The following is a 20,034-nucleotide window of genomic DNA, read 5'->3' as shown; positions in this document are numbered from 1 at the left end:
AAGCGCGGTTGCGCCAAAGGAAGAGAGCATGAGCACGAAGCCTGATGTGAAGCCCGCGCGGCCGTGGTTTTCGGCAGGGCCGACGGCGAAGCGGCCGGGCTATGCGCTGGGCGGATTGCCGTCCGACCTGCTGGGACGCGGTATTCGCGCGCCGGAAGTGGTGGAGCGGTTCGCGCATGGCCTGCGGCTGACGCGCGAAGTGCTGGAAGTGCCTGACAGCCATGTGATGCTGTATACGCCGGGGTCTGACACAGGCGCGGTCGAGGCGGCGCTGTGGGGGATGCTGGGCGCGCGGCCGGTGCAGGTCGTGGCGTTCGAGAACTTCGGGCTGACCTGGCTGGCCGACGTGAAGGATCATCTGGGGCTGGAGCCCGAGGCCCTGACGGCGCCGTGGGGCGAGCTGCCGGATCTGAGCCGTGCCGACTGGTCCAAGGACGTGGTGTTCCCGTGGAACGGCACGACCTCGGGCGTGCGGGTGCCGGACGCCGACTGGATCGCCGACGATCGCGGTGGGCTGGCGATCTGCGACGCGACCTCCGCCGCCTTCGCCATGCCGCTGCCGTTCGACAAGCTGGATGTCGTGACCTTCAGCTTCCAGAAAGCGCTGGGCGGCGAGGCGGGGATCGGGGTGATGGTGCTGTCGCCGCGCGCGGTCGAGCGGCTGGATACCTTCCGACCGGATCGGGCGATTCCGAAACTGCTGCGGCTGACCGACGGCAAGGGATGGTTCGATCGGGCGCTGGCGGACGGGGTGGTGATCAACACCTTCTCGATCCTGACCCTCGAAGACTGGATCGACGCCCTGGACTGGGCGAAGGACATCGGCGGATTGAGCGAACTGATCCGGCGGACAGACGCCAACTATGCCGCATTGGCGCAATGGGTGGAGCGCACCGACTGGATCGCCTTCCTGCCGGATCGACCGGAGATCCGGTCGACGACCTCGGTCTGCCTGAAGTTCACCGATGCGCGGATCGCGGCCTTGGACGACAAGGCGCAGAAGGCCTTTGTCATGCGGTTCAAGGCCCTGCTGGAAGGCGAGGCGGCCGTGTTCGACATGGAGCCGCACCGCAATGCGCCGCCGGGCCTCAGGCTATGGTGCGGCTGCACGGTCGAGACGGCCGATGTGGTTGCGGCGACGCCCTGGCTGGAATGGGCGTTCGAGACGGCGGTTGGCGAAGTCGGATAAATCCGCCTGACGGGACGACATCGGACGATTCCCTCGCTATAGGCTGCGCCCGCATTCCAGTGCGGAGAGACGGTTTTGGCGAACGTAGCGGTGGTCGGCGCCCAGTGGGGCGACGAGGGCAAGGGCAAGATCGTGGACTGGCTGTCCAACCGCGCCGACATGGTCGTGCGGTTCCAGGGCGGACATAACGCCGGTCATACGCTAGTCGTGGACGGCAAGGTCTACAAGCTGGCGCTGCTGCCTTCGGGTGTCGTGCAGGGCAAGCCGTCGATCATCGGTAATGGCGTGGTCGTCGATCCGTGGCATCTGGTCGGCGAGATCGAAAAGATCGCCGCCCAAGGCGTGGCGATCAGCCCTGAAATCCTGACCATCGCAGACAACGCCTGCCTGATCCTGCCCATCCACCCTGCGCTGGACGTCGCGCGCGAGGCGGCGGCCAGCGCGCCGGGCGCGAAGATCGGCACGACCGGGCGGGGCATCGGTCCGGCCTATGAAGACAAGGTGGGGCGTCGCGCCATTCGGGTCTGCGATCTGGCCAATGAAGACGATCTGAAGGTCAAGATCGATCGTTTGCGCTCGCACCACGATCCGCTGCGCGCCGGTCTGGGGCTGGAGCCGATCGATCCCGACGCGCTGCTGGCCCAGTTGCTGGAGATCGCGCCGAAGATCCTGCCCTATGTGAAACCGGCCTGGCGCGTGCTGGACCAGGCGCAGAAGGACGGCAAGCGCGTGCTGTTCGAGGGCGCGCAGGGCGCTTTCCTGGACGTGGATCACGGCACCTATCCCTATGTCACCAGTTCCAACACAGTCGCCGGCCAGGCGGCGGCGGGGTCGGGCATCGGTCCGCGGGGCGTCGGTTATGTGCTGGGCATCGTGAAAGCCTATACGACGCGCGTCGGAGAAGGCCCCTTCGCCTGCGAACTGAATGATGAGGTCGGCGCGCATCTGGCGACCGTGGGGCGTGAGGTGGGCGTGAACACCGGCCGCGCGCGCCGCTGCGGCTGGTTCGACGCCGTGTTGGTGCGCCAGTCCGTGGCGATCAACGGCATCGACGGGATCGCCCTGACCAAGCTGGACGTGCTGGACGGGTTGAAGACGCTGAAGATCTGCGTCGGCTATAAAGTCGACGGCGAGGTGTTGGACTATCTGCCCTCAAGCCTGAAGGCCCAGGGCGCGGCCGAGCCGGTGTTCGAGGAGTTGGAAGGCTGGAGCGAAAGCACGGCCGGTGTCCGCAGCTTCAAGGACATCAACGCCAACGCCATCAAATATGTGCGCCGGATCGAGGAGTTGATCGGCGCGCCGGTGGCCCTGCTGTCCACCAGCCCCGAACGCGACGACACCATTCTGATGCGCGATCCGTTCCAGGGCTGAGGCTTTGGAAGGGGCGGCGTGAGGCGGCGGACTACGCAGAAAGACCTATTCAACAGGTCTTAACCCGTCGGCGGTAAGGATAACGGCTCCAAACTCGGAGTCTGATGTGTTCGCCGCAAACGCCAGAACCATAAGCCGCATGGAGCCGTCGCTTCGTCGGGTGGTCATCGTGGACGCCAATCTGTCGTCGGCGCGACTGCTGACGGACATCGTGAAGGGCATGGGTGCGCGCGAGGTCTATTCCGAGGGCGACGAGGAGCGGGCGCTGGAGCTGCTGCGCGACGTCGAGCCGGGCGTGATCTTTACAGAACGGTCCGGAGACAGGCTGAACGGCGAGACGCTGGCGCGGCGCATTCGGCGCTCCAGCATGTCGTGCCGCATGTCGCCGATCATCATGGTGACGGGCGAGGCGACCGCCGCGGCGATCAAGGGCGCGCGCGACGCCGGCATCCACGAGTTCTTGAGAAAGCCGTTCACGACGGGCGACCTGTTCAAGCGGGTCGAGAATGTGACGTTGAAGCCCCGGCCCTGGATCGAGGCGGTCGGCTATGTCGGACCGGATCGTCGCCGGTTTAACTCAGGTGAATATTCAGGCGCCCGCAAGCGCCGCAGCGATGGTGCAGCCGGAGGCGGCGCCGCTGAAATCCGCGATCAGGCGTCGCGGATCCTGGTTTCGGCCATGTCGCAGTTCGAGCAGGATCCGTCGCAGGCGACGCGCGCCATTCGCCAGCAGGCCGAGACGCTGAACGGTCTGGCCATCAAGACGGCGGACGCGCGACTGGCGATGGCCGTGGCGACCCTGCAGGCCTATGTGGCCAGCGGTCAGGTGACGAAGGCGGGGTTGGCCCAGCCGATCGGCACGGTGGTGGCGGCTGCGAGAGCGGCCAATGAAGCGGCGCCGGTGGCGCGCGCGTCATGATGGATCGTCCGCCGCGCCGTTGAAGGCGCAGCGGACCGAGTTACTCAGGCGTCGACCAGGTTCCGCTCTTCGGCGGCGGCGCGCATGGCCTTTTGCAGCTTCTCGAAGGCGCGGACTTCGATCTGACGTACGCGCTCGCGCGAGACGCCGTACTGGCCGGCGAGTTCTTCCAGCGTGACCGGATCGTCCTTGAGGCGACGTTCCGTGAGGATGTGCTTCTCACGATCGGTCAGCTCTTCCATGGCCTCTTGCAGGAGGCTCATGCGGATGCCCCTTTCCTCGTCGTCGGCGAGCTGGGTTTCCTGGGACACGGCCGTGTCGTCGGCCAGCCAGTCCTGCCACTCGCTTTCGCCGTCGGCCCGCAGAGGGGCGTTCAGCGAGGCATCGCCGCCGAGACGGCGGTTCATGTTGGTGACCTCTTCCTCCGTCACGCCCAGTTTGGTGGCGATGGCGGCGAGGTGTTCAGGATGCAGATCGCCTTCCTCGAAGGCCGAGATCTGGCTCTTGGCCTTGCGCAGGTTGAAGAACAGCTTCTTCTGCGCCGCGGTGGTGCCCATCTTCACGAGCGACCAGCTGCGCAGGATGTATTCCTGGATCGAGGCGCGAATCCACCACATGGCGTAGGTCGCCAGGCGGAAACCCTTGTCGGCGTCGAATTTCTTGACGGCCTGCATCAGGCCGACGTTGCCCTCGGAGATGACTTCGCCGATCGGCAGGCCGTAGCCGCGATACCCCATGGCGATCTTGGCCACGAGACGAAGGTGCGAGGTGACGAGACGGTGGGCGGCTTCGGGGTCCTGGTGCTCGGACCAACGCTTGGCGAGCATGAACTCCTCGTCTTTGCTCAGCATCGGAAACTTGCGGATTTCCGTCAGATAACGCGACAGGCCTTGTTCAGGCGACATCACCGCGAGCGTACTATTGGCAGCCATATACAGGTCCCTCCGACCGTCTTGAACGAGCGGGCTCTTCGTCATCGGCCACGGTGTGTGCGCCGACGTCTCACCCCTCAACCGGTAAAGTAGCGATGGGTTGCCGCCATTTTTAGAGGCGGATCGTCACACGAAAGCGTGACCGTGGCCTTGGCGCCACTCGCGCCGATCGACGTCGTATATAGAACTTCGTCAGTTGCTATTCAAGACCTGCCTAGACGGGCGGCTGTTCAGAGCTCGGCGAGGCGCGTTTCGAGACGCTGCATGTCAGACGGGGGCGCGGTCTCAAAGCGAAGCGCCTCACCCGTGACAGGATGGACAAAGCCCAGGACGGCGGCGTGGAGGGCCTGACGCTCAAGGCCCGCTTCGGCGATGGCGGTGCGGACGGGTATGGCGGGGCTGCCTGAGCCGTAGGTCGCGTCGCCGAGGATCGGCGCGCCTTTGGACGACAGGTGGACGCGGATCTGATGGGTGCGGCCGGTATGCAGGGTGCAGGCGACACGCGCGGCCATGGGGGCGCCGCCAGCTTTCGCGGGCTGCCCGAAGGTCGCCTGGACGACATAGTCGGTGATGGCTTCGCGACCGCCGGCCTTGAGGACCGCCATTTTCTTGCGGTCGCCGGTGGAGCGGCCGATGCGGGTGTGGATGCGGCCGGTCGCGGGCGACGGCGCGCCGCGCGTCAGGGCGATGTAGGTGCGCTCGATGTCGTGCGCAGCGAACAGGGCGGACAGGCCGGCGTGGGCGCGGTCGGTCTTGGCGGCGACCATGACGCCGGAGGTGTCCTTGTCCAGCCGGTGAACGATTCCGGGGCGGGCGACGCCCCCGATGCCCGAGAGGCTGTCGCCGCAATGGGCCAGCAGCGCGTGGACCAGGGTGCCGTCGGGCGTGCCGGGCGCGGGGTGGGCGGCCATGCCTGCAGGCTTGTCGATGACGATCAGGTCGGCGTCCTCGTAGAGAACGATCAGGGGAATGGCCTGGGGCTGAGGCATGGCCGGCGCGACGGGCGGCAGGGCGACGGCGTAGAGGCCGGGCTGGGCCTTGGCGGAACCGCCGGTCAGGACCGCGCCATCGCGACTGACAGCGCCCTCGGCCAGCAGGGCCTGGAGCCGGGCGCGCGACAGGGTGGGGAAGGCGCCGGCCAGGGCCTTGTCCAGGCGAACGCCGGCCGCGTCGATGCGAGCCTCCAGCACCTCGGCGGGGGCGCCGGTTGCAGGGTCTTCGTCGTCATCGATCAGATCTTGGGCGGACACGTCGTCTCCCTAGCACGACCGGCCGCTTGCGCGAGGGGCGGGGGTGAGGTGATAGTCAAGCTTGGGGGCGTAGGGGACATCCGATGAAGCGGTTGATGATCGCCGGGAGCGCGTTCGCCGCGGCGGCGCTGCTGAGCAGTTGCACGACCATGAGCAAGGACGAATGCCTCGCCGGCGCCTGGGGCGAGAAGGGCTATGCGGACGGGGCGTCGGGCTATCCGATGACGCGACTGGACGACCACGCCAAAGCCTGCGCCAAGTTTCAGATCGCACCCAACCCGGCCGCCTACGGCTCGGCGCGTGAGGATGGCTTGCGGACCTATTGCACCTTCCAGCGCGGCTGGGAGGAAGGGAGGGCGGGCAATGCCTATTACGGCGTTTGTCGGCCGGAGGAGGAGCAGGCGTTCCTGCCGGCCTATCGTGACGGCCGTCTGCTGCATGAGGTCGAGGACGCCTACGAGACGGCGCAAGGCGCGCTGAGCAGCGCAGAGGCCCGGATCGAGAACCGCGAAGACAAGCTGGAGGCCAAGCAGCGTGAGTTGCGCGGCGAGGACCTGACGGACGAGGAGCGGGAGCGTATTCGTGACCGCATCGAAGAAGTAAGAGGCGAAATCCGCGATGCGCGTCGCAATGCCCGAGAGGCCCGCGACGCTCTGGATCGGGCGGAATGGGACGTTCGCCGGGTGCGGCGCGAACTGAGCGGCCGCTACCCGGTCTAGACGACGGTCCTAGGCGGCCTTGACGGATGCGCCGCGGAAGGACGGATCCAGGTCGCCCGAGGCGTAGCGCTTCGCCATTTGGGCGGTGGAAAGCGGGCGGATCTTGGAGGCCTGGCCCTCGCAGCCGAACTGCTGGTAGCGCTCCATGCAGAGCTTCTTCATCGCCTCCTTGGCGGGCTTCAGATAATAGCGCGGGTCGAACTCGCCCGGCTTCTCCATCAGGGCCTTACGGATGGCGCCGGTGATGGCCATGCGGTTGTCGGTATCGATGTTGACCTTGCGCACGCCGTGCTTGATGCCGCGCTGGATTTCCTCGACCGGCACGCCCCAGGTCTGGGGCATTTCGCCGCCGTACTGGTTGATGATGTCCTGCAGGTCCTGCGGCACGGAAGACGAGCCGTGCATCACCAGGTGGGTGTTGGGCAGCCGGCGGTGGATTTCCTCGATCACGTTCATGGCCAGGATCTCGCCGTCCGGCTGGCGAGTGAACTTGTAGGCGCCGTGGCTGGTGCCCATGGCGATGGCGAGGGCGTCGACCTTGGTGGCGGCGACGAAATCGACGGCCTGATCCGGGTCGGTCAGCAGTTGCGAGTGGTCCAGCTTGCCCTCGAAGCCGTGGCCGTCCTCGGCCTCGCCCATGCCGGTTTCCAGCGAGCCCAGCACGCCCAGTTCGCCCTCGACCGAGACTCCGCAGGCGTGGGCCATTTCGGTGACGCGACGGGTGACGTCGACGTTGTATTCGTAGGAGGCGGGGGTCTTGGCGTCCTCCTCCAGCGAGCCGTCCATCATCACGCTGGTGAAGCCGTACTGGATGGCGGTGGCGCAGGTCGCCGGGCCATTGCCGTGGTCCTGGTGCATGCAGACCGGGATGTGCGGATAGAGCTCGGCCAGGGCGTCGATGAGCTTGGCCAGGACGATGTCGTTGGCGTAGTTTCGGGCGCCGCGCGAGGCCTGAATGATGACCGGGGCATTGACCTCGTGGGCCGCCTCCATGATCGCCAGACCCTGTTCCATATTGTTGATGTTGTAGGCGGGCAGGCCGTAATCGTTCTCCGCCGCGTGGTCGAGCAGCTGTCGCAGCGTGATGCGCGCCATGGGTAGTCTCCTGAGCCGAATAGTCTTTTTGGCTGGGCGAGAGATTAGACGCGGGACAGCGCGAAGTCACGCCGTGTTACAACCGTTTCAGCGCCGATTTCGAAGACAGGATGCAGGCGTGATCCGCCTGCATCGCTGAGCCATCAGGCGCGCAGGGCCTCGACGCCGGGCAGGGGCTTGCCCTCCATCCATTCCAGGAAGGCGCCGCCGGCGGTGGAGACGAAGGTCAGGTCCGCCGCAACGCCGGCATGACCGACGGCCGCCACCGTGTCGCCGCCGCCCGCCACCGCGATCAGGGCGCCGGCCTTGGTGCGCTCGGCGACGTGCCTGGCGGCCGCGGCCGTGGCGGCGTCGAAAGGCGGGACCTCGAACACGCCCAGCGGGCCGTTCCAGATCAGGGTCTTGGACGCATCGACGGCGGCGTTCAGGCGGGCGACGGTGTCAGGACCGGCGTCCAGGATCTTGTCGTCAGCCGACAGAGCCTCGCCGGTCTTGACCGTGCGGGCGTCGGCGCCGGGCTTGACCTCGGTCGCCACGACGACATCGACGGGCAGCAGGATGTCGCAGCCCTTGGCCTGTGCTTCCGCCAGGATCTCGCGCGCGGTGTCGGCCATATCCTTCTCGGCCAGCGAGCCGCCGATATCGATGCCTTGAGCATAGAGGAAGGTGTTGGCCATGCCGCCGCCGATAGCCAGCGTGTCCAGCTTGCCGACCAGGTTCTTCAGCAGGTCCAGCTTGGTCGAGACCTTGGAGCCGCCGACGATGCCGACGACCGGCTTCTGCGGATTGCCGAGCGCGGCGTCGAGCGCATCGAGTTCGCGGCGCATGGACTCGCCGGCATAGGCCGGGATGTGGTGGGCGACGCCTTCGGTCGAGGCGTGGGCGCGGTGCGCGGCCGAGAAGGCGTCGTTGACATAGAGATCGCCGAGATCCGCCAGCTTCTGGGCGAAGACCGGATCATTGGCCTCTTCCGCCGCATGGAAGCGCACGTTTTCCAGCAGGACAACGCCGCCCGCATCCAGGTCGCGAATGGCCTCCACGGCGTCAGGGCCGATGCAGTCGTCGGCGAAGCGGACGGGGGCGCCGAGCAGCGCTTCCAGCGGCTGGACGATCGGCTTCAGGCTCATCGACGGAACGCGCTGGCCCTTGGGACGGTCGAAGTGGGCCAGCAGGGCGACCTTGGCGCCGGCGTCGCGCAGGCGCTGGATCGTCGGCAGGGCGACCCGCAAACGGGTGTCGTCGGTGACCTTGCCGCCCTCCATCGGGACGTTGAAGTCCACGCGGACCAGCGCGGTCTTGCCGGCGAGATCCTTGGCGTCGTCGAGGGTGCGGAAGGTCATTGGTCGGCTCCAGTTAGGAGTTGATTGCGCTGAAAAGAACTCTCGAAGTTTCGGCATTGGTCGGACCGACATGCAGAGAACTCGACGCCTGAGGTGCCCACATGCGGCTCCCACATCTCATTCGCACGCACGACAGTTGACCCAGACCGACACTCCCAGTGATGAAACAGGTTGGAGTCAGAATAAGCTTTGACGTTCGTCCCTAGGTGACGCCAGCGCCTGAACTCACACTGTCCAAGCGCTGTGCTGGCGGTCTGCAAGCTAACACCAGCTAGGCGAAAATCCGGATCGCGCCCGAAGGGGGCTAACTGTGGGTTCGTTTGGTAGGTCTCAAGCGACATACGAAACAAGCCAGCAGGCGTCAGCAATTGCGTAGTAGATCTAACGAACACAACCAAAGCGATGGCGGCCCCGATCAGTGCGATCCAAGCCCAAAAATTGAGGCGCACCGATTCATCGCGATCTAGAGGAACTTCGCCATCTGCAACGCCGTGTCGCTCATGCGCGTCGCGAAGCCCCATTCGTTGTCGTACCAGCTCAGAACGCGGGCCAGCTTGCCATCGACGACCTGGGTCTGGGGCAGGGCGGCGGTGGAGGAGGCGGCGATGTGGTTCAGGTCGTGCGAGACCAGCGGGTCGGTGGTCGTAAACAGGACGCCCTTCATCGGGCCGTCGGCGGCGGCCTGAAGCGCCGCGTTGATTTCCTCGACCGTGACCTCCCGACCGGCGACGACCTTGAGGTCCACGACCGAGACGTTCGGCGTCGGGACGCGGATCGAAGAGCCGTCCAGCTTGCCCTTCAGCTCCGGCAGGACCAGGCCCAAGGCCTTGGCGGCGCCGGTCGAAGTCGGGATCATCGACAGGGCCGCGGCGCGGGCGCGGTACAGGTCCTTGTGCATCGTATCCAGCGTCGGCTGGTCGCCGGTGTAGGAGTGGATGGTGGTCATATAGCCGCGCTCGATGCCGAACAGGTCGTTCAGCACCTTGGCGACGGGGGCAAGGGCGTTGGTGGTGCACGAGCCGTTCGACACGACGATGTCGTCGGCGGTCAGGGTCTCGTGGTTGACCTTATAGACGATGGTCTTGTCGGCGTTGTCGGCCGGGGCCGAGACCAGGACGCGCTTGGCGCCGGCCTTCAGGTGGGCGCTGGCCTTGTCCTTGGAGGTGAAGATGCCTGTGCATTCGAAGGCGATGTCCACCTTCAGCTCGGCGTGCGGCAGATTGGCGGGGTCGCGCTCGGCCGTAACCTTGATCTTGCCGGTGCCGACGTCGATCCAGTCCTCGCCCGACGTCACCGTGCCGGGGAAGCGGCCATGGACCGAATCGTAGCGGAACAGGTGGGCGTTGGTCTCGACCGGACCCAGATCGTTGATCGCCACCACCTCGATGTCCGTGCGGCCATGCTCGATGATCGAGCGAAGGACCAGACGGCCGATGCGGCCGAAACCATTGATGGCGACGCGAACGGTCATGGGAAGCTCCTCTGAACGGTAGGGTGTTGTGCGCTACATATAGGTTGGCGTCTCAATGGAGCGGTCGGGGGCGGGTTTCAACCCCGCGCACGTAACATGATGTGATGGACGGTTACGCTTCGAAAATCGTCTGCGTCAGCTTGAGGTAAGAAACACCCCGGGCGAGGTTCTTTACCAGCTGTTGCGCAAAATTATTGCGACAGGGGTTGTGCGTCTCCAGCGGCTATGGTTTCTTGGCGTCAGAACAGGGAGCCACCCGTGGCCACGATGACGCGCGACATGACGAAGGGACGCACCGCCAAGGCGGTCGCCGCCGTTCGCTCGCCTGTCGGCCTGGAAAGCCCCGTATTCCTCATTACCCTCGTACTTTTCGGCCTGCTTACGCAAGCGGCGTGGATGCACGCGACCTGACCTTAGACACACTCAGGATCGCCTCGCACCACCCCGCCTCCGAAAGGAAGCGGGGTTTTTAGTGCGCGGCGGTTCGGAACGAACCGGACTGATGACGCAAAATTCTACCTCACAACCCAGAAAGCCCAATGCGCGCAGCGCGGCGGTGACGGCTGGCCCGAACCGGGCGGCCGCCCGCTCTTATCTGCGCGCCGCCGGCATGCAGGACGCCGACTTCGACAAGCCGATGATCGGCATCGTCAACACCTGGTCGACGGTCACGCCGTGCAACATGCATCTGGACCGACTGGCCAAGGACGTGCGCGCCGGCATCGTCGCGGCGGGCGGCTATCCGGTCGATTTCAACACGATCGTCGTCACCGACGGCATCTCGATGGGCACGGCGGGCATGAAGGCCTCGCTGATCAGCCGCGAGGTCGTCGCCGACTCGATCGAGCTGGCCATCGAAGGCCACCAGCTGGACGGCGTGGTCTGCATCGTCGGCTGCGACAAGACGATCCCAGCGGCGGCCATGGCCCTGGCGCGGATGGATATCCCCGGCCTGGTCTATTACGGCGGCACCATCATGCCGGGCGTGATTGGGACGAAAGAGGTCTCGGTCCAAGAGGTGTTCGAGGCCATCGGCGCCCATTCGGCCGGCGCCATGGACGACGCGGGCCTGAAGGCGGTCGAACAGGCCGTCTGCCCCGGCGCGGGGGCCTGCGGCGGTCAATTTACGGCCAACACCATGGCCATGGCCCTGTCGGTTATGGGTATCTCGCCCATGGGCGCCAACGACGTTCCTGCCGTCGATCCGAACAAGGCCGCCGAGGGCGAACGCTGCGGTCGACTGATTGTCGAGCGCGTCTTCTCCGGCGACACGGCCCGCAAGTACATCACCCGCGCCAGCCTGAAGAACGCCGCTGTCGCCGTCTCGGCCTCGGGCGGATCGACCAATGCGGTCATGCACCTGACGGCCATCGCGGCGGAGGCCGGGGTCGAGTTCGGGGTCGAGGACTGCCATCAGGCCTGCGTCGAGGCGCCGGTTATCTGTGACCTGAAGCCGGGCGGCCGCTTCCTGGCCTCGCACCTGTTCGCCGCCGGCGGCACCCGTCTGGTCACCCAGCGGATGGCCGAGGCGGGCAAGATCGTGAACACCCCCACCGTCAGCGGCCGCAGCCTGTTCGCCGAGGCGGCCGAGGCCGAGGAGACGCCGGGTCAGGTGGTCGTGACCACCTTCGACGCCCCTGTGATGGATCGCGGCAGCTTCGCCGTCATCTATGGCGACGTCGCCCCGGAAGGCGCAGTCATCAAGCTGACGGGTCACAAGGTCGATACGTTCGAAGGTCCGGCCTGCGTCTTCGATTCAGAGGAAGACGCCTTCCACGCCGTTCAGGACGGATCGGTCGGCGAAGGCGACGTGATCATCATCCGCTACGAAGGGCCCAAGGGCGGTCCCGGAATGCGCGAGATGCTGCAGGTCACCGCCGCCCTGAAGGGTCGCAAGATCGACAATGTCGCCCTGCTGACCGACGGTCGTTTCTCGGGCGCCAGCTATGGCTTCGTCGCCGGACACGTCTCTCCGGAAGCCGCCGTGGGTGGCCCGATCGCCCTCATTCGCGATGGTGACCGCATCACCATCGACGTCACCAACCGCCGCATCGACGTCAACGTCGATCTGGCGACGCGCCGGGCGGGCTTTACGCCCCACGTAGTCCGTCCGGCGCGAGGTGTCTTCGCCAAATACCGCGCCTCGGTCGCCTCGGCCGCCCAGGGCGCCGTCACTATTCCCAACCCGCCGCCGGCCCAAGTCCCGGCAAGCCACAAAACCAACGCTGCTCAGGACGCCTGACCCATGGCCATCACCATCTACACCAACGAAGACATCAAGCCGGGCGCCATCGCCGGCCAGCGCATCGCCATCATCGGCTATGGCTCGCAGGGTCGCGCCCATGCTCAAAATCTGAAGGACAGCGGCCATGACGTGGTCGCCGGCGTTCGTCACGGCGGCACGGGCTGGAAGCACGCCACCGCCGACGGCGTCCCAACCGCAGAGCCGGCCGAGGCGGTCAGGGGCGCCGACATCATCGCCATCCTGACGCCCGACATGGTCCAAGGCGACGTCTATCGCGACATCATTGAGCCGAACGCCAAGGAGGGCTCGGCCCTGCTGTTCGCCCACGGCTTCTCCATCATCTACGAGCGCATAACCCCGCGCGCCGACATGGACGTGATCCTGGTCGCGCCGAAGGGACCGGGCGATCTGGTCCGCCGCGAGTTTCAGCGTGGGCGCGGCGTGCCCAGCCTGTTCGCCGTCGAGAAGGACGTCACCGGCAAGGCCCGCGACCGGGCCATGGGTTACGCCAAGGGCAATGGCGGCGCGACCGGCGGCCTGCTGGAAACCACCTTCCGCGAAGAGACCGAGACCGATCTGTTCGGCGAACAGGCAGTCCTGTGCGGCGGCGCCAAGGAGCTGGTCATCCAGGGCTTCAACACCCTGGTCGAGGCCGGTTACCAGCCCGAGATCGCCTATTTCGAATGCCTGCACGAGCTGAAGCTGATCGTGGACCTGTTCTACGAGGGCGGCATCTCGAAGATGCACCACTTCATCTCCGAGACGGCCAAGTACGGCGCGGTCGCCAGCGGCCCGCGCGTCGTGACCGAAGAGACCAAGGCCCGAATGAAGACCATTCTGGACGAGATCCAGGACGGCACTTTCGCTCGCAACTGGATCGCCGAGAACGAGGCCGGCAAGCCGCAATACGAGGCCTGGCTGAAGGCGGACCGCGAAAGCCAGATCGAACAGGTTGGCGCCCGTCTGCGCGAGCGGATGGCCTGGCTAAACACGCCCAAGGCCGAAGCGGCCTGATCGCCGCCTGAACGACCGGATGACCCTGATGACCGCCGCCGCATTCAAACCCTCAGCCGAGACCTCACCCCAGTCAGGTGCGCGTCTGCTGGTCTCCACCCTGGAGCGGCTGGGTGTGGAGGTGGTGTTCGGCTATCCGGGCGGCGCCATCATGCCGGTCTATGACGCCCTGGCTGGCTCGAAGCTGAAACACATCCTGGTCCGCCACGAGCAGGGCGCGGCCTTCTCGGCCGACGCCTATGCCAGGAAGAAAGGCAAGGTCGGGGTCTGCATGGCGACGTCAGGCCCCGGCGCCACCAATCTGGTCACCGGCATCGCCAATGCGATGATGGATTCGGTGCCGATCGTGTGCATCACCGGCAATGTCGCCCAAGGCCTGATGGGCACCGACGCCTTCCAGGAGATCGATATCCTAGGCGTCACCCTGCCCATCGTGAAACATTCGATCCTGGTCCGCTCGGCCGCCGAGGTGCCCGCCGCGATCGAGGAAGCCTTCCATATTGCTAGGTCTGGCCGCCCCGGCCCGGTTCTGGTCGACCTGCCCAAGGATGTGCAGTTCGAGACGACCGCGGACGATTACGGTTTTTCGATTCCCAACGAGACGCCGCGCGTCGATCACGACGCCATCGCCGCCGCAGAGGCTGCGATCCGCACGGCGAAGAAGCCGCTGGTCTATATCGGCGGCGGGGTGAAGATCGGCGGCGCGACCGAGGCCCTGCGCGCCTTCGTCGCCGCGACCGGCATCCCCCAGGTCTCGACCCTGAACGCCTTAGGCACCATCCCGACCGATGCGCCGGGCATGCTGGGCATGCTGGGCATGCACGGCACGCGCGCCGCCAACCATGCGGTACAGGACAGCGATCTGCTGATCGTCGTCGGCGCCCGGTTCGACGACCGCGCGACCGGCAAGCTGGCCGAGTTCGCGCCGAACGCCCGCATCGTCCATTTCGACATCGACGCTTCGGAAGTCGGCAAGCTGCGCAGCGCCAATGTCGCCGTCGTCGGCGAGCTGCGCGAAGGGGTCGAGGCGCTGACGGCGCGGATGCGGTCGGGCGCGGCGCTGGACATCCAGGCCTGGGCCGACGACTGCGCCGATGCGGCCAAAGCGGGCGCTCACCGCTATGACGCGCCGGGCGAGGGAGTCTATGCGCCCGCCCTGCTGAAGGAAATCTCGGAAGCGGCCGGCGATGACTTCGTCGCCGCCTGCGACGTGGGCCAGCATCAGATGTGGGCGGCCATGCACTGCCGCTTCGCCAGGCCGGAAGCTCACATCACCTCGGGCGGTCTGGGCGCGATGGGCTTTGGCCTGCCCGCCGGCATCGGCGCCAAGCTGGCCGATCCGTCCGCGACGGTCGTCACCATCGCGGGCGACGGCGGCTTCATGATGAACATCCAGGAGCTGGCGACGCTGAAGCGTTACGGCATCCCGTTGAAGATCGTGCTGATCGACAACTCCTCGCTGGGCCTGGTGCGCCAATGGCAGGAGCTGTTCTTCGCCGAGAACTATTCCGAGATCGACCTGTCCGACAACCCGGACTTCGTGAAGGTCGCCGAAGCCTTCGGCATCGAGGCCTTCCGCATCGATCGCCGCGATCAGGTGTCTGACGGCATCCAGCGCCTGCTGGCCGCCGACGGTCCCTGCCTGGCCCATGTGGTCATCGACCCCCGAGACAATGTCTGGCCGCTGGTTCCGCCGGGCAAGAACAACGCTGAAATGATGGAGGGCTCCTGAGATGAGCAACACGATCCACATCCAGATCGACCGTGCGGACGGTTCGCTTCAGCGTCTCATCGGCCTGGTGGAGCGCCGCGGCTTCCACATCGACGGCATGGCCCTGGCTGACGAGGGCGCCTTCCGCCGCATCGCCCTGACGGTGCGCGGCCGCGACGCCGGCCGCTGCATGGACAATCTGGGTCGCCAGATCGACCGGCTGTTCGGCGTGCGCCGCATCAGCAACGACATTATTCAATCCGAGGCCGCGTAATGATTACCCCCGAACACGTACGCGTATCGGGCGTATCCCGCACCGAGGAGATCGCCTCCGACCCCAACCGCGTCATCGTCTTCGACACGACGATGCGGGACGGGGAACAGGCTCCGGGCTTCTCCATGTCCGCCCAGGCCAAGGTGAAGATGGCCCAGGTTCTGCGGGACCTGGGCGTCGACGTCATTGAGGCCGGCTTCGCCGCCGCCTCGCCCGGCGACGAGGACTGCATCCGCCGGGTGGCGGGCGAGGTCGAGGGGCCGGTCTTCTGCTCCCTGTCGCGCGCCAACGAAAAGGACATCGACGCCACCTTCCGCGCCCTGGCGCCGGCGCCGAAGTCGCACCGTCGTTGTCACACCTTCATCGGCACCAGCCCGATCCATCGCTCCGCCAAGCTGAAGATGTCCACCAATGAGGTGCTGTCGACGGCGGTGCGGTCGGTGGAATACGCCCGCAGCCTGTTCGACGATGTCGAATTCTCGGCCGAGGACGCCTTCCGAACCGAGCCGGAGTTTCTGGCTGATGTGCTGGAGGCCGCCGCCGACGCTGGCGCCCGCACCCTGAACGTGCCCGACACCGTCGGCTATGCGACCCCGGAAGAGGTGCGCGAAACCTATCGCGCCCTGGCCGCGCGCATCAAGAAGCGGCATCCGCACGTGATCTTCTCGGCCCACTGCCACGACGACCTGGGCATGGCGGTCGCCAACTCCCTGGCGGCCGTCGAGGGCGGCGCGCGTCAGATCGAGGGCGCGATCAACGGCATCGGCGAACGCGCCGGCAACTGCTCGATCGAAGAGGTCATCATGGCGCTGAAGGTCCGCGAGGACCGCTATGGCGTCACGACCGGCGCCGACAGCCGCCATCTGGTGCGCGCCTCCAAGATCCTGTGCGAGATCACCGAGACGGTCATCGCTCGAAACAAGTCGGTGGTGGGCATCAACGCCTTCGCCCACGAGGCGGGAATCCACCAGCACGGCATGCTGGCGGACAGCCGCACCTATGAGATCATGCGGCCGCAGGATGTGGGCTTCGAGGGTAGCTGGTTCGTGCTGGGCAAACACTCTGGCCGTCACGCCATCGCCAAGCGCGCCGAGACTATCGGCCGTCCCATCGAGGGCGAGCGTCTGGCGGCGGTGGTCGCCGGCTTCAAGTCGCGCGCCGATCAGATCGGCGAGATCAACGACGCCGAACTGATCGCCATCATCGACCGCGTCGACGGCGTGTCCGAGATCGTGGCCCAATATGCCTGATCCCAAGACCCTGTTCGACAAGGTGTGGGACGCCCACGTGGTGCGGTCGGAAACGGCCGACACGCCGGGCGTGCTGTATATCGACCTGCATCTGGTCCACGAAGTCACCAGCCCCCAGGCCTTCAGCGAGATCGAGGCGCGCGGGCTGAAGGTGCGTCGTCCCGACCGGACCTATGCGACCCTGGACCATTCCACCCCGACCCTGCCGGCGGGTCTGAACGGGCTGAAGCCCTATGTCACAGCCCAGGCCGAGGCTCAGGTCCATACGCTGGAGCGGAACTGCGCCGCCCACGGCGTGCCGCTGGCGGGATGGGGATCGGAGGATCGCGGCGTGGTTCACGTCATGGGGCCGGAACTGGGCCTGACCCAGCCGGGCATGACCGTGGTCTGCGGCGACAGCCACACGGCGACCCACGGCGCCTTCGGCGCTCTGGCCTTCGGCATCGGCACGTCGGAAGTCGGCCATGTTTTGGCGACCCAGTGTCTGCTGCAACGCAAGGCCAAGGCCATGCGGGTGACGGTGGACGGAAAGCTGCAGCCCGGCGTCTCGGGCAAGGATGTCGCCCTGGCCGTCATCGCCGCCATCGGTTTCGGCGGCGGCACCGGCTATGTCATCGAATACGCGGGCGAGGCGGTGCGGTCGCTGGACATGGAAGGGCGGATGACCCTGTGCAACATGTCCATCGAGGCCGGCGCGCGGGCGGGCATGATCGCCCCGGATCAGACGACCATCGATTGGCTGCGCGGTCGCAAGCACGTGCCCGTCGACTATGAGACGGCGACGGCCGAATGGCTGAAACTGGCGACGGATGCAGGCGCGGTCTTCGACAAGGAAGTCACCCTCGACGGCGCCGCCATCCGACCCATGGCGACCTGGGGCACGACGCCGGATGCGGGCGCGCCCATCGGTTCGCCTGTGCCGCAGCCTCAGTCGGACAGCGACCGCAAGGCCATCGCCTATATGGGCTTTACGGCCGGGGAGGCGACGACCAGCCAGCCGGTGGATGTGGTCTTCATCGGCTCCTGCACCAACGGGCGCCTGCCCGATCTGCGCGCCGCCGCCGACGTTCTGCGCGGCCGCAAGGTCAAGCCGGGCCTGCGCATGCTTGTGGTGCCAGGGTCCGAGGCGGTGCGTCGCGACGCAGAGGCGGAAGGCCTGGATCAGGTCTTCATCGCCGCCGGGGCCGAATGGCGCATTCCCGGCTGTTCGATGTGCATCGCCATGAACGGCGATTTCGTCGCGCCGGGCCAACTGGCCGTATCCACATCGAACCGCAATTTCGAAGGCCGTCAGGGCAAGGACGCCCGCACTATCCTGGCCAGCCCGGCCACGGCGGCGGCGACGGCGGTTGCTGGCGTGCTGACCGATCCGCGCGTGTATCTGAAGGAGGCGGCCGCCCTCAAGCAGTCGAGCGCCGCGCGCGAGATGGTAGGAGCGCAAAATGTCTGAACCCTTCCAGGTGCTGACCTCCAAGACCGTGACCCTGAGTCAGGCCAATATCGACACCGACCAGATCATTCCGGCGCGGTTTCTGACCACGACCACGCGCGAAGGGCTGGGCAAGGCCGCCTTCTATGACTGGCGTTACAAAGACGACGGCTCGGAAAAACCCGAGGCCATTCTGAATCGCATCGATCCGGCCGAACATCGCATCCTGCTGGCGGGCCGGAATTTCGCCTGCGGTTCGTCGCGCGAACATGCCCCTTGGGCGCTGCTGGACTACGGGTTCCGGGCGGTGATTTCGACCGAAATCGCTGACATTTTTACATCGAATGCGCTGAAAAACGGCCTGCTGCCCATCGTCGTCAGCCAGGCGGTTTGGGACGATCTGGCGTCGCAGCCGGACCAGCCGGTCACGATCGACCTCCAGGCCAATCAGATCCAGCGCGGCAATGCCGAACCCGTGCCGTTCGGGGTCGAATCCTTCGCCCGCCAATGCCTGCTGGACGGGGTGGACACCCTGGGCTGGCTGCAATCAAACATGGCTGAAATCGAAGCCTACGAGCGATCGAAAGAGACCGTAAAATGAGCACCGCCGCCACCAAGACCTACAACATCGTCCTGCTGCCCGGCGATGGCGTCGGACCGGAGGTCACACGGGCCGCGCGCGACGTCCTGCGGGTCATCGGCGACTTCTATGGTCATCATTTCGAGTTCGCCGAGCATCTGATCGGCGGCGCGGCCATCGACGAAACGGGCGAGCCATTGCCCGAGGCCACGCGCGCCGCCTGCGTCGCGTCCGACGCCGTGCTGCTGGGCGCCGTCGGCGGGCCGAAATGGGATGGCGGCAAGGCGCGTCCGGAACAGGGGCTGCTGGCGATCCGCAAGGCGATGGGCCTGTTCGCCAATCTGCGGCCGTTGCAGGTGTCGCCGGTGCTGGCGCACCGCTCGCCGCTGAAGAAGGAGATCGTCGAGGGCGTCGATCTGATCGTCTTCCGCGAACTGACCGGCGGCGTCTATTTCGGCGAGAAGACCCGCACCGCCGATCGCGCCACCGACCTGTGCGAATACACCGTGCCGGAGATCGAGCGGGTGACCCGCGCCGCCTTCCAGACCGCCCAACAGCGTCGCGGCAAGGTGACCTCGGTCGACAAGGCCAACGTTATGGAGACCAGCCGCCTGTGGCGCGAGGTCGTGACCCGCATCCATGCCGAGGAGTTCCCCGACATCACGCTGGAGCACGCCCTGGTGGACTCCATGGCCATGCACCTGATCCGCAAGCCGCGCGACTACGATGTCATCCTGACTGAAAACATGTTCGGCGACATCCTGTCGGACGAGATTTCGGTGCTGGGCGGCTCCATCGGCCTATTGCCGTCGGCGTCGCTGGGCGCGGGCGGGCCGGGCCTGTTCGAACCGATCCACGGTTCGGCGCCGGACATCGCCGGTCAGGACCTGGCCAATCCGGTCGGGACCATCCTGTCGGCCGCCCTGCTGCTGCGTCACAGTCTGAAGCTGGAGGACGAGGCCGATTCGATCGAGGCCGCCGTCGCCGCCGTGCTGGCGGCCGGCGCCGTGACGGCCGATCTGGGCGGGGCGCTGGGGACGCGAGCGGCGACCGAGGCCGTCATCGACGCCATCCGCGCCATCCACTGGGCTGCGGCGCATCGGGTGCAGATGCATTGGGCCTGACGGCTTGAACTGAAGCTGAAAATCCTGCCGCTGAGCTTGGCTTTGACGGCATGGAGAATCCGGTAACGGGCCGCACGATCGAAGGATCGTGCGGCCCTCATCTTTTTGTTCGTGACCGTTG

The 20,034-nt window shown here is 66.4% G+C and carries 18 protein-coding genes; 13 read left to right on the top strand and 5 right to left on the bottom strand.

Annotation, left to right across the window (positions count from 1 at the left end):
• Positions 1-28: 28 nt before the first annotated feature.
• The 3 genes from VH88_RS06210 to VH88_RS06200 all read left to right on the top strand — a co-directional run bounded on the left by VH88_RS06210 (position 29) and on the right by VH88_RS06200 (position 3,479).
• Positions 29-1,189 carry a phosphoserine transaminase gene (locus tag VH88_RS06210; protein WP_045810445.1) on the top strand — a complete coding sequence of 387 codons (1,161 nt, stop codon included), beginning with the start codon at positions 29-31 and terminating at the stop codon, positions 1,187-1,189.
• A 75-nt stretch (positions 1,190-1,264) separates the two neighbouring features.
• Positions 1,265-2,560, top strand: a complete 1,296-nt coding sequence (locus tag VH88_RS06205; RefSeq protein WP_039244628.1) for an adenylosuccinate synthase — start codon at positions 1,265-1,267, stop codon at positions 2,558-2,560.
• Positions 2,561-2,666: 106 nt separating this feature from the next.
• A complete protein-coding gene (locus tag VH88_RS06200) occupies positions 2,667-3,479 on the top strand; it encodes a response regulator (protein ID WP_045810444.1) in 813 nt (270 codons plus the stop codon).
• A gap of 44 nt (positions 3,480-3,523) precedes the next feature.
• On the opposite strand, the gene rpoH is transcribed toward VH88_RS06200, so the two are convergent.
• Complete coding sequence (gene rpoH, locus VH88_RS06195; RefSeq protein WP_082064385.1) at positions 3,524-4,411, bottom strand: RNA polymerase sigma factor RpoH; 888 nt, start codon at positions 4,409-4,411, stop codon at positions 3,524-3,526.
• A gap of 230 nt (positions 4,412-4,641) precedes the next feature.
• Positions 4,642-5,661: an RluA family pseudouridine synthase gene (locus tag VH88_RS06190; protein ID WP_045810443.1), complete on the bottom strand. Its 1,020-nt coding sequence runs from the start codon at positions 5,659-5,661 to the stop codon at positions 4,642-4,644.
• A gap of 95 nt (positions 5,662-5,756) precedes the next feature.
• On the opposite strand from VH88_RS06190, the gene VH88_RS06185 reads away from it, so the two are divergent.
• Positions 5,757-6,380 (top strand): DUF2799 domain-containing protein, encoded by a 624-nt coding sequence (locus VH88_RS06185; RefSeq protein WP_231576591.1) that lies wholly within the window; start codon positions 5,757-5,759, stop codon positions 6,378-6,380.
• Between the two features lie 9 nt (positions 6,381-6,389).
• Here the strand turns inward: VH88_RS06185 and fba are convergent, their stop codons facing one another.
• From fba to gap, 3 genes are all read right to left on the bottom strand, one after another.
• Entirely contained in the window at positions 6,390-7,475 is a 1,086-nt protein-coding gene (fba, locus tag VH88_RS06180; protein ID WP_045810441.1) for a class II fructose-bisphosphate aldolase, read from the bottom strand.
• Between the two features lie 143 nt (positions 7,476-7,618).
• Positions 7,619-8,815: a phosphoglycerate kinase gene (pgk, locus tag VH88_RS06175; RefSeq protein WP_045810440.1), complete on the bottom strand. Its 1,197-nt coding sequence runs from the start codon at positions 8,813-8,815 to the stop codon at positions 7,619-7,621.
• Positions 8,816-9,278: 463 nt separating this feature from the next.
• Positions 9,279-10,286 (bottom strand): type I glyceraldehyde-3-phosphate dehydrogenase, encoded by a 1,008-nt coding sequence (gene gap / locus VH88_RS06170; protein ID WP_045810439.1) that lies wholly within the window; start codon positions 10,284-10,286, stop codon positions 9,279-9,281.
• A gap of 258 nt (positions 10,287-10,544) precedes the next feature.
• Here gap and VH88_RS15965 point away from each other — a divergent pair, with 258 nt between their 5' ends.
• The 9 genes from VH88_RS15965 (at position 10,545) to leuB (ending at position 19,913) form a co-directional block, all read left to right on the top strand.
• Positions 10,545-10,697 carry a hypothetical protein gene (locus VH88_RS15965; protein WP_156146764.1) on the top strand — a complete coding sequence of 51 codons (153 nt, stop codon included), beginning with the start codon at positions 10,545-10,547 and terminating at the stop codon, positions 10,695-10,697.
• 91 nt (positions 10,698-10,788) lie between these two features.
• Positions 10,789-12,528 carry a dihydroxy-acid dehydratase gene (locus tag VH88_RS06165; protein ID WP_045810525.1) on the top strand — a complete coding sequence of 580 codons (1,740 nt, stop codon included), beginning with the start codon at positions 10,789-10,791 and terminating at the stop codon, positions 12,526-12,528.
• Positions 12,529-12,531: 3 nt separating this feature from the next.
• The gene (ilvC, locus tag VH88_RS06160) at positions 12,532-13,545 is read left to right on the top strand and encodes a ketol-acid reductoisomerase (protein WP_045810438.1); all 1,014 of its coding nucleotides are present in this window, start codon (positions 12,532-12,534) and stop codon (positions 13,543-13,545) included.
• A gap of 19 nt (positions 13,546-13,564) precedes the next feature.
• Positions 13,565-15,277: an acetolactate synthase 2 catalytic subunit gene (ilvG, locus tag VH88_RS06155; RefSeq protein ID WP_045810437.1), complete on the top strand. Its 1,713-nt coding sequence runs from the start codon at positions 13,565-13,567 to the stop codon at positions 15,275-15,277.
• Between the two features lies 1 nt (position 15,278).
• Complete coding sequence (locus VH88_RS06150) at positions 15,279-15,530, top strand: ACT domain-containing protein (protein WP_039244600.1); 252 nt, start codon at positions 15,279-15,281, stop codon at positions 15,528-15,530.
• The gene (locus tag VH88_RS06145) at positions 15,530-16,780 is read left to right on the top strand and encodes a 2-isopropylmalate synthase (protein ID WP_045810436.1); all 1,251 of its coding nucleotides are present in this window, start codon (positions 15,530-15,532) and stop codon (positions 16,778-16,780) included. The genes VH88_RS06150 and VH88_RS06145 overlap by 1 nt, the downstream gene beginning before the upstream one ends.
• Positions 16,773-18,230 (top strand): 3-isopropylmalate dehydratase large subunit, encoded by a 1,458-nt coding sequence (gene leuC, locus VH88_RS06140; RefSeq protein ID WP_045810435.1) that lies wholly within the window; start codon positions 16,773-16,775, stop codon positions 18,228-18,230. Before VH88_RS06145 ends, leuC begins: the two co-directional genes overlap by 8 nt.
• Complete coding sequence (gene leuD, locus VH88_RS06135; protein WP_045810434.1) at positions 18,223-18,810, top strand: 3-isopropylmalate dehydratase small subunit; 588 nt, start codon at positions 18,223-18,225, stop codon at positions 18,808-18,810. The genes leuC and leuD overlap by 8 nt, the downstream gene beginning before the upstream one ends.
• Entirely contained in the window at positions 18,807-19,913 is a 1,107-nt protein-coding gene (gene leuB, locus VH88_RS06130) for a 3-isopropylmalate dehydrogenase (RefSeq protein WP_039244589.1), read from the top strand. The genes leuD and leuB overlap by 4 nt, the downstream gene beginning before the upstream one ends.
• Positions 19,914-20,034 lie beyond the last annotated feature (121 nt).

It is taken from the genome of Brevundimonas sp. KM4 (assembly GCF_000964075.1).
In the GTDB taxonomy this organism is placed as follows: Bacteria; Pseudomonadota; Alphaproteobacteria; order Caulobacterales; family Caulobacteraceae; genus Brevundimonas; species Brevundimonas huaxiensis.
The sequence above is the reverse complement of the archived record's forward strand: the minus strand, read 5'-3'. Positions and strand labels throughout refer to the sequence as shown.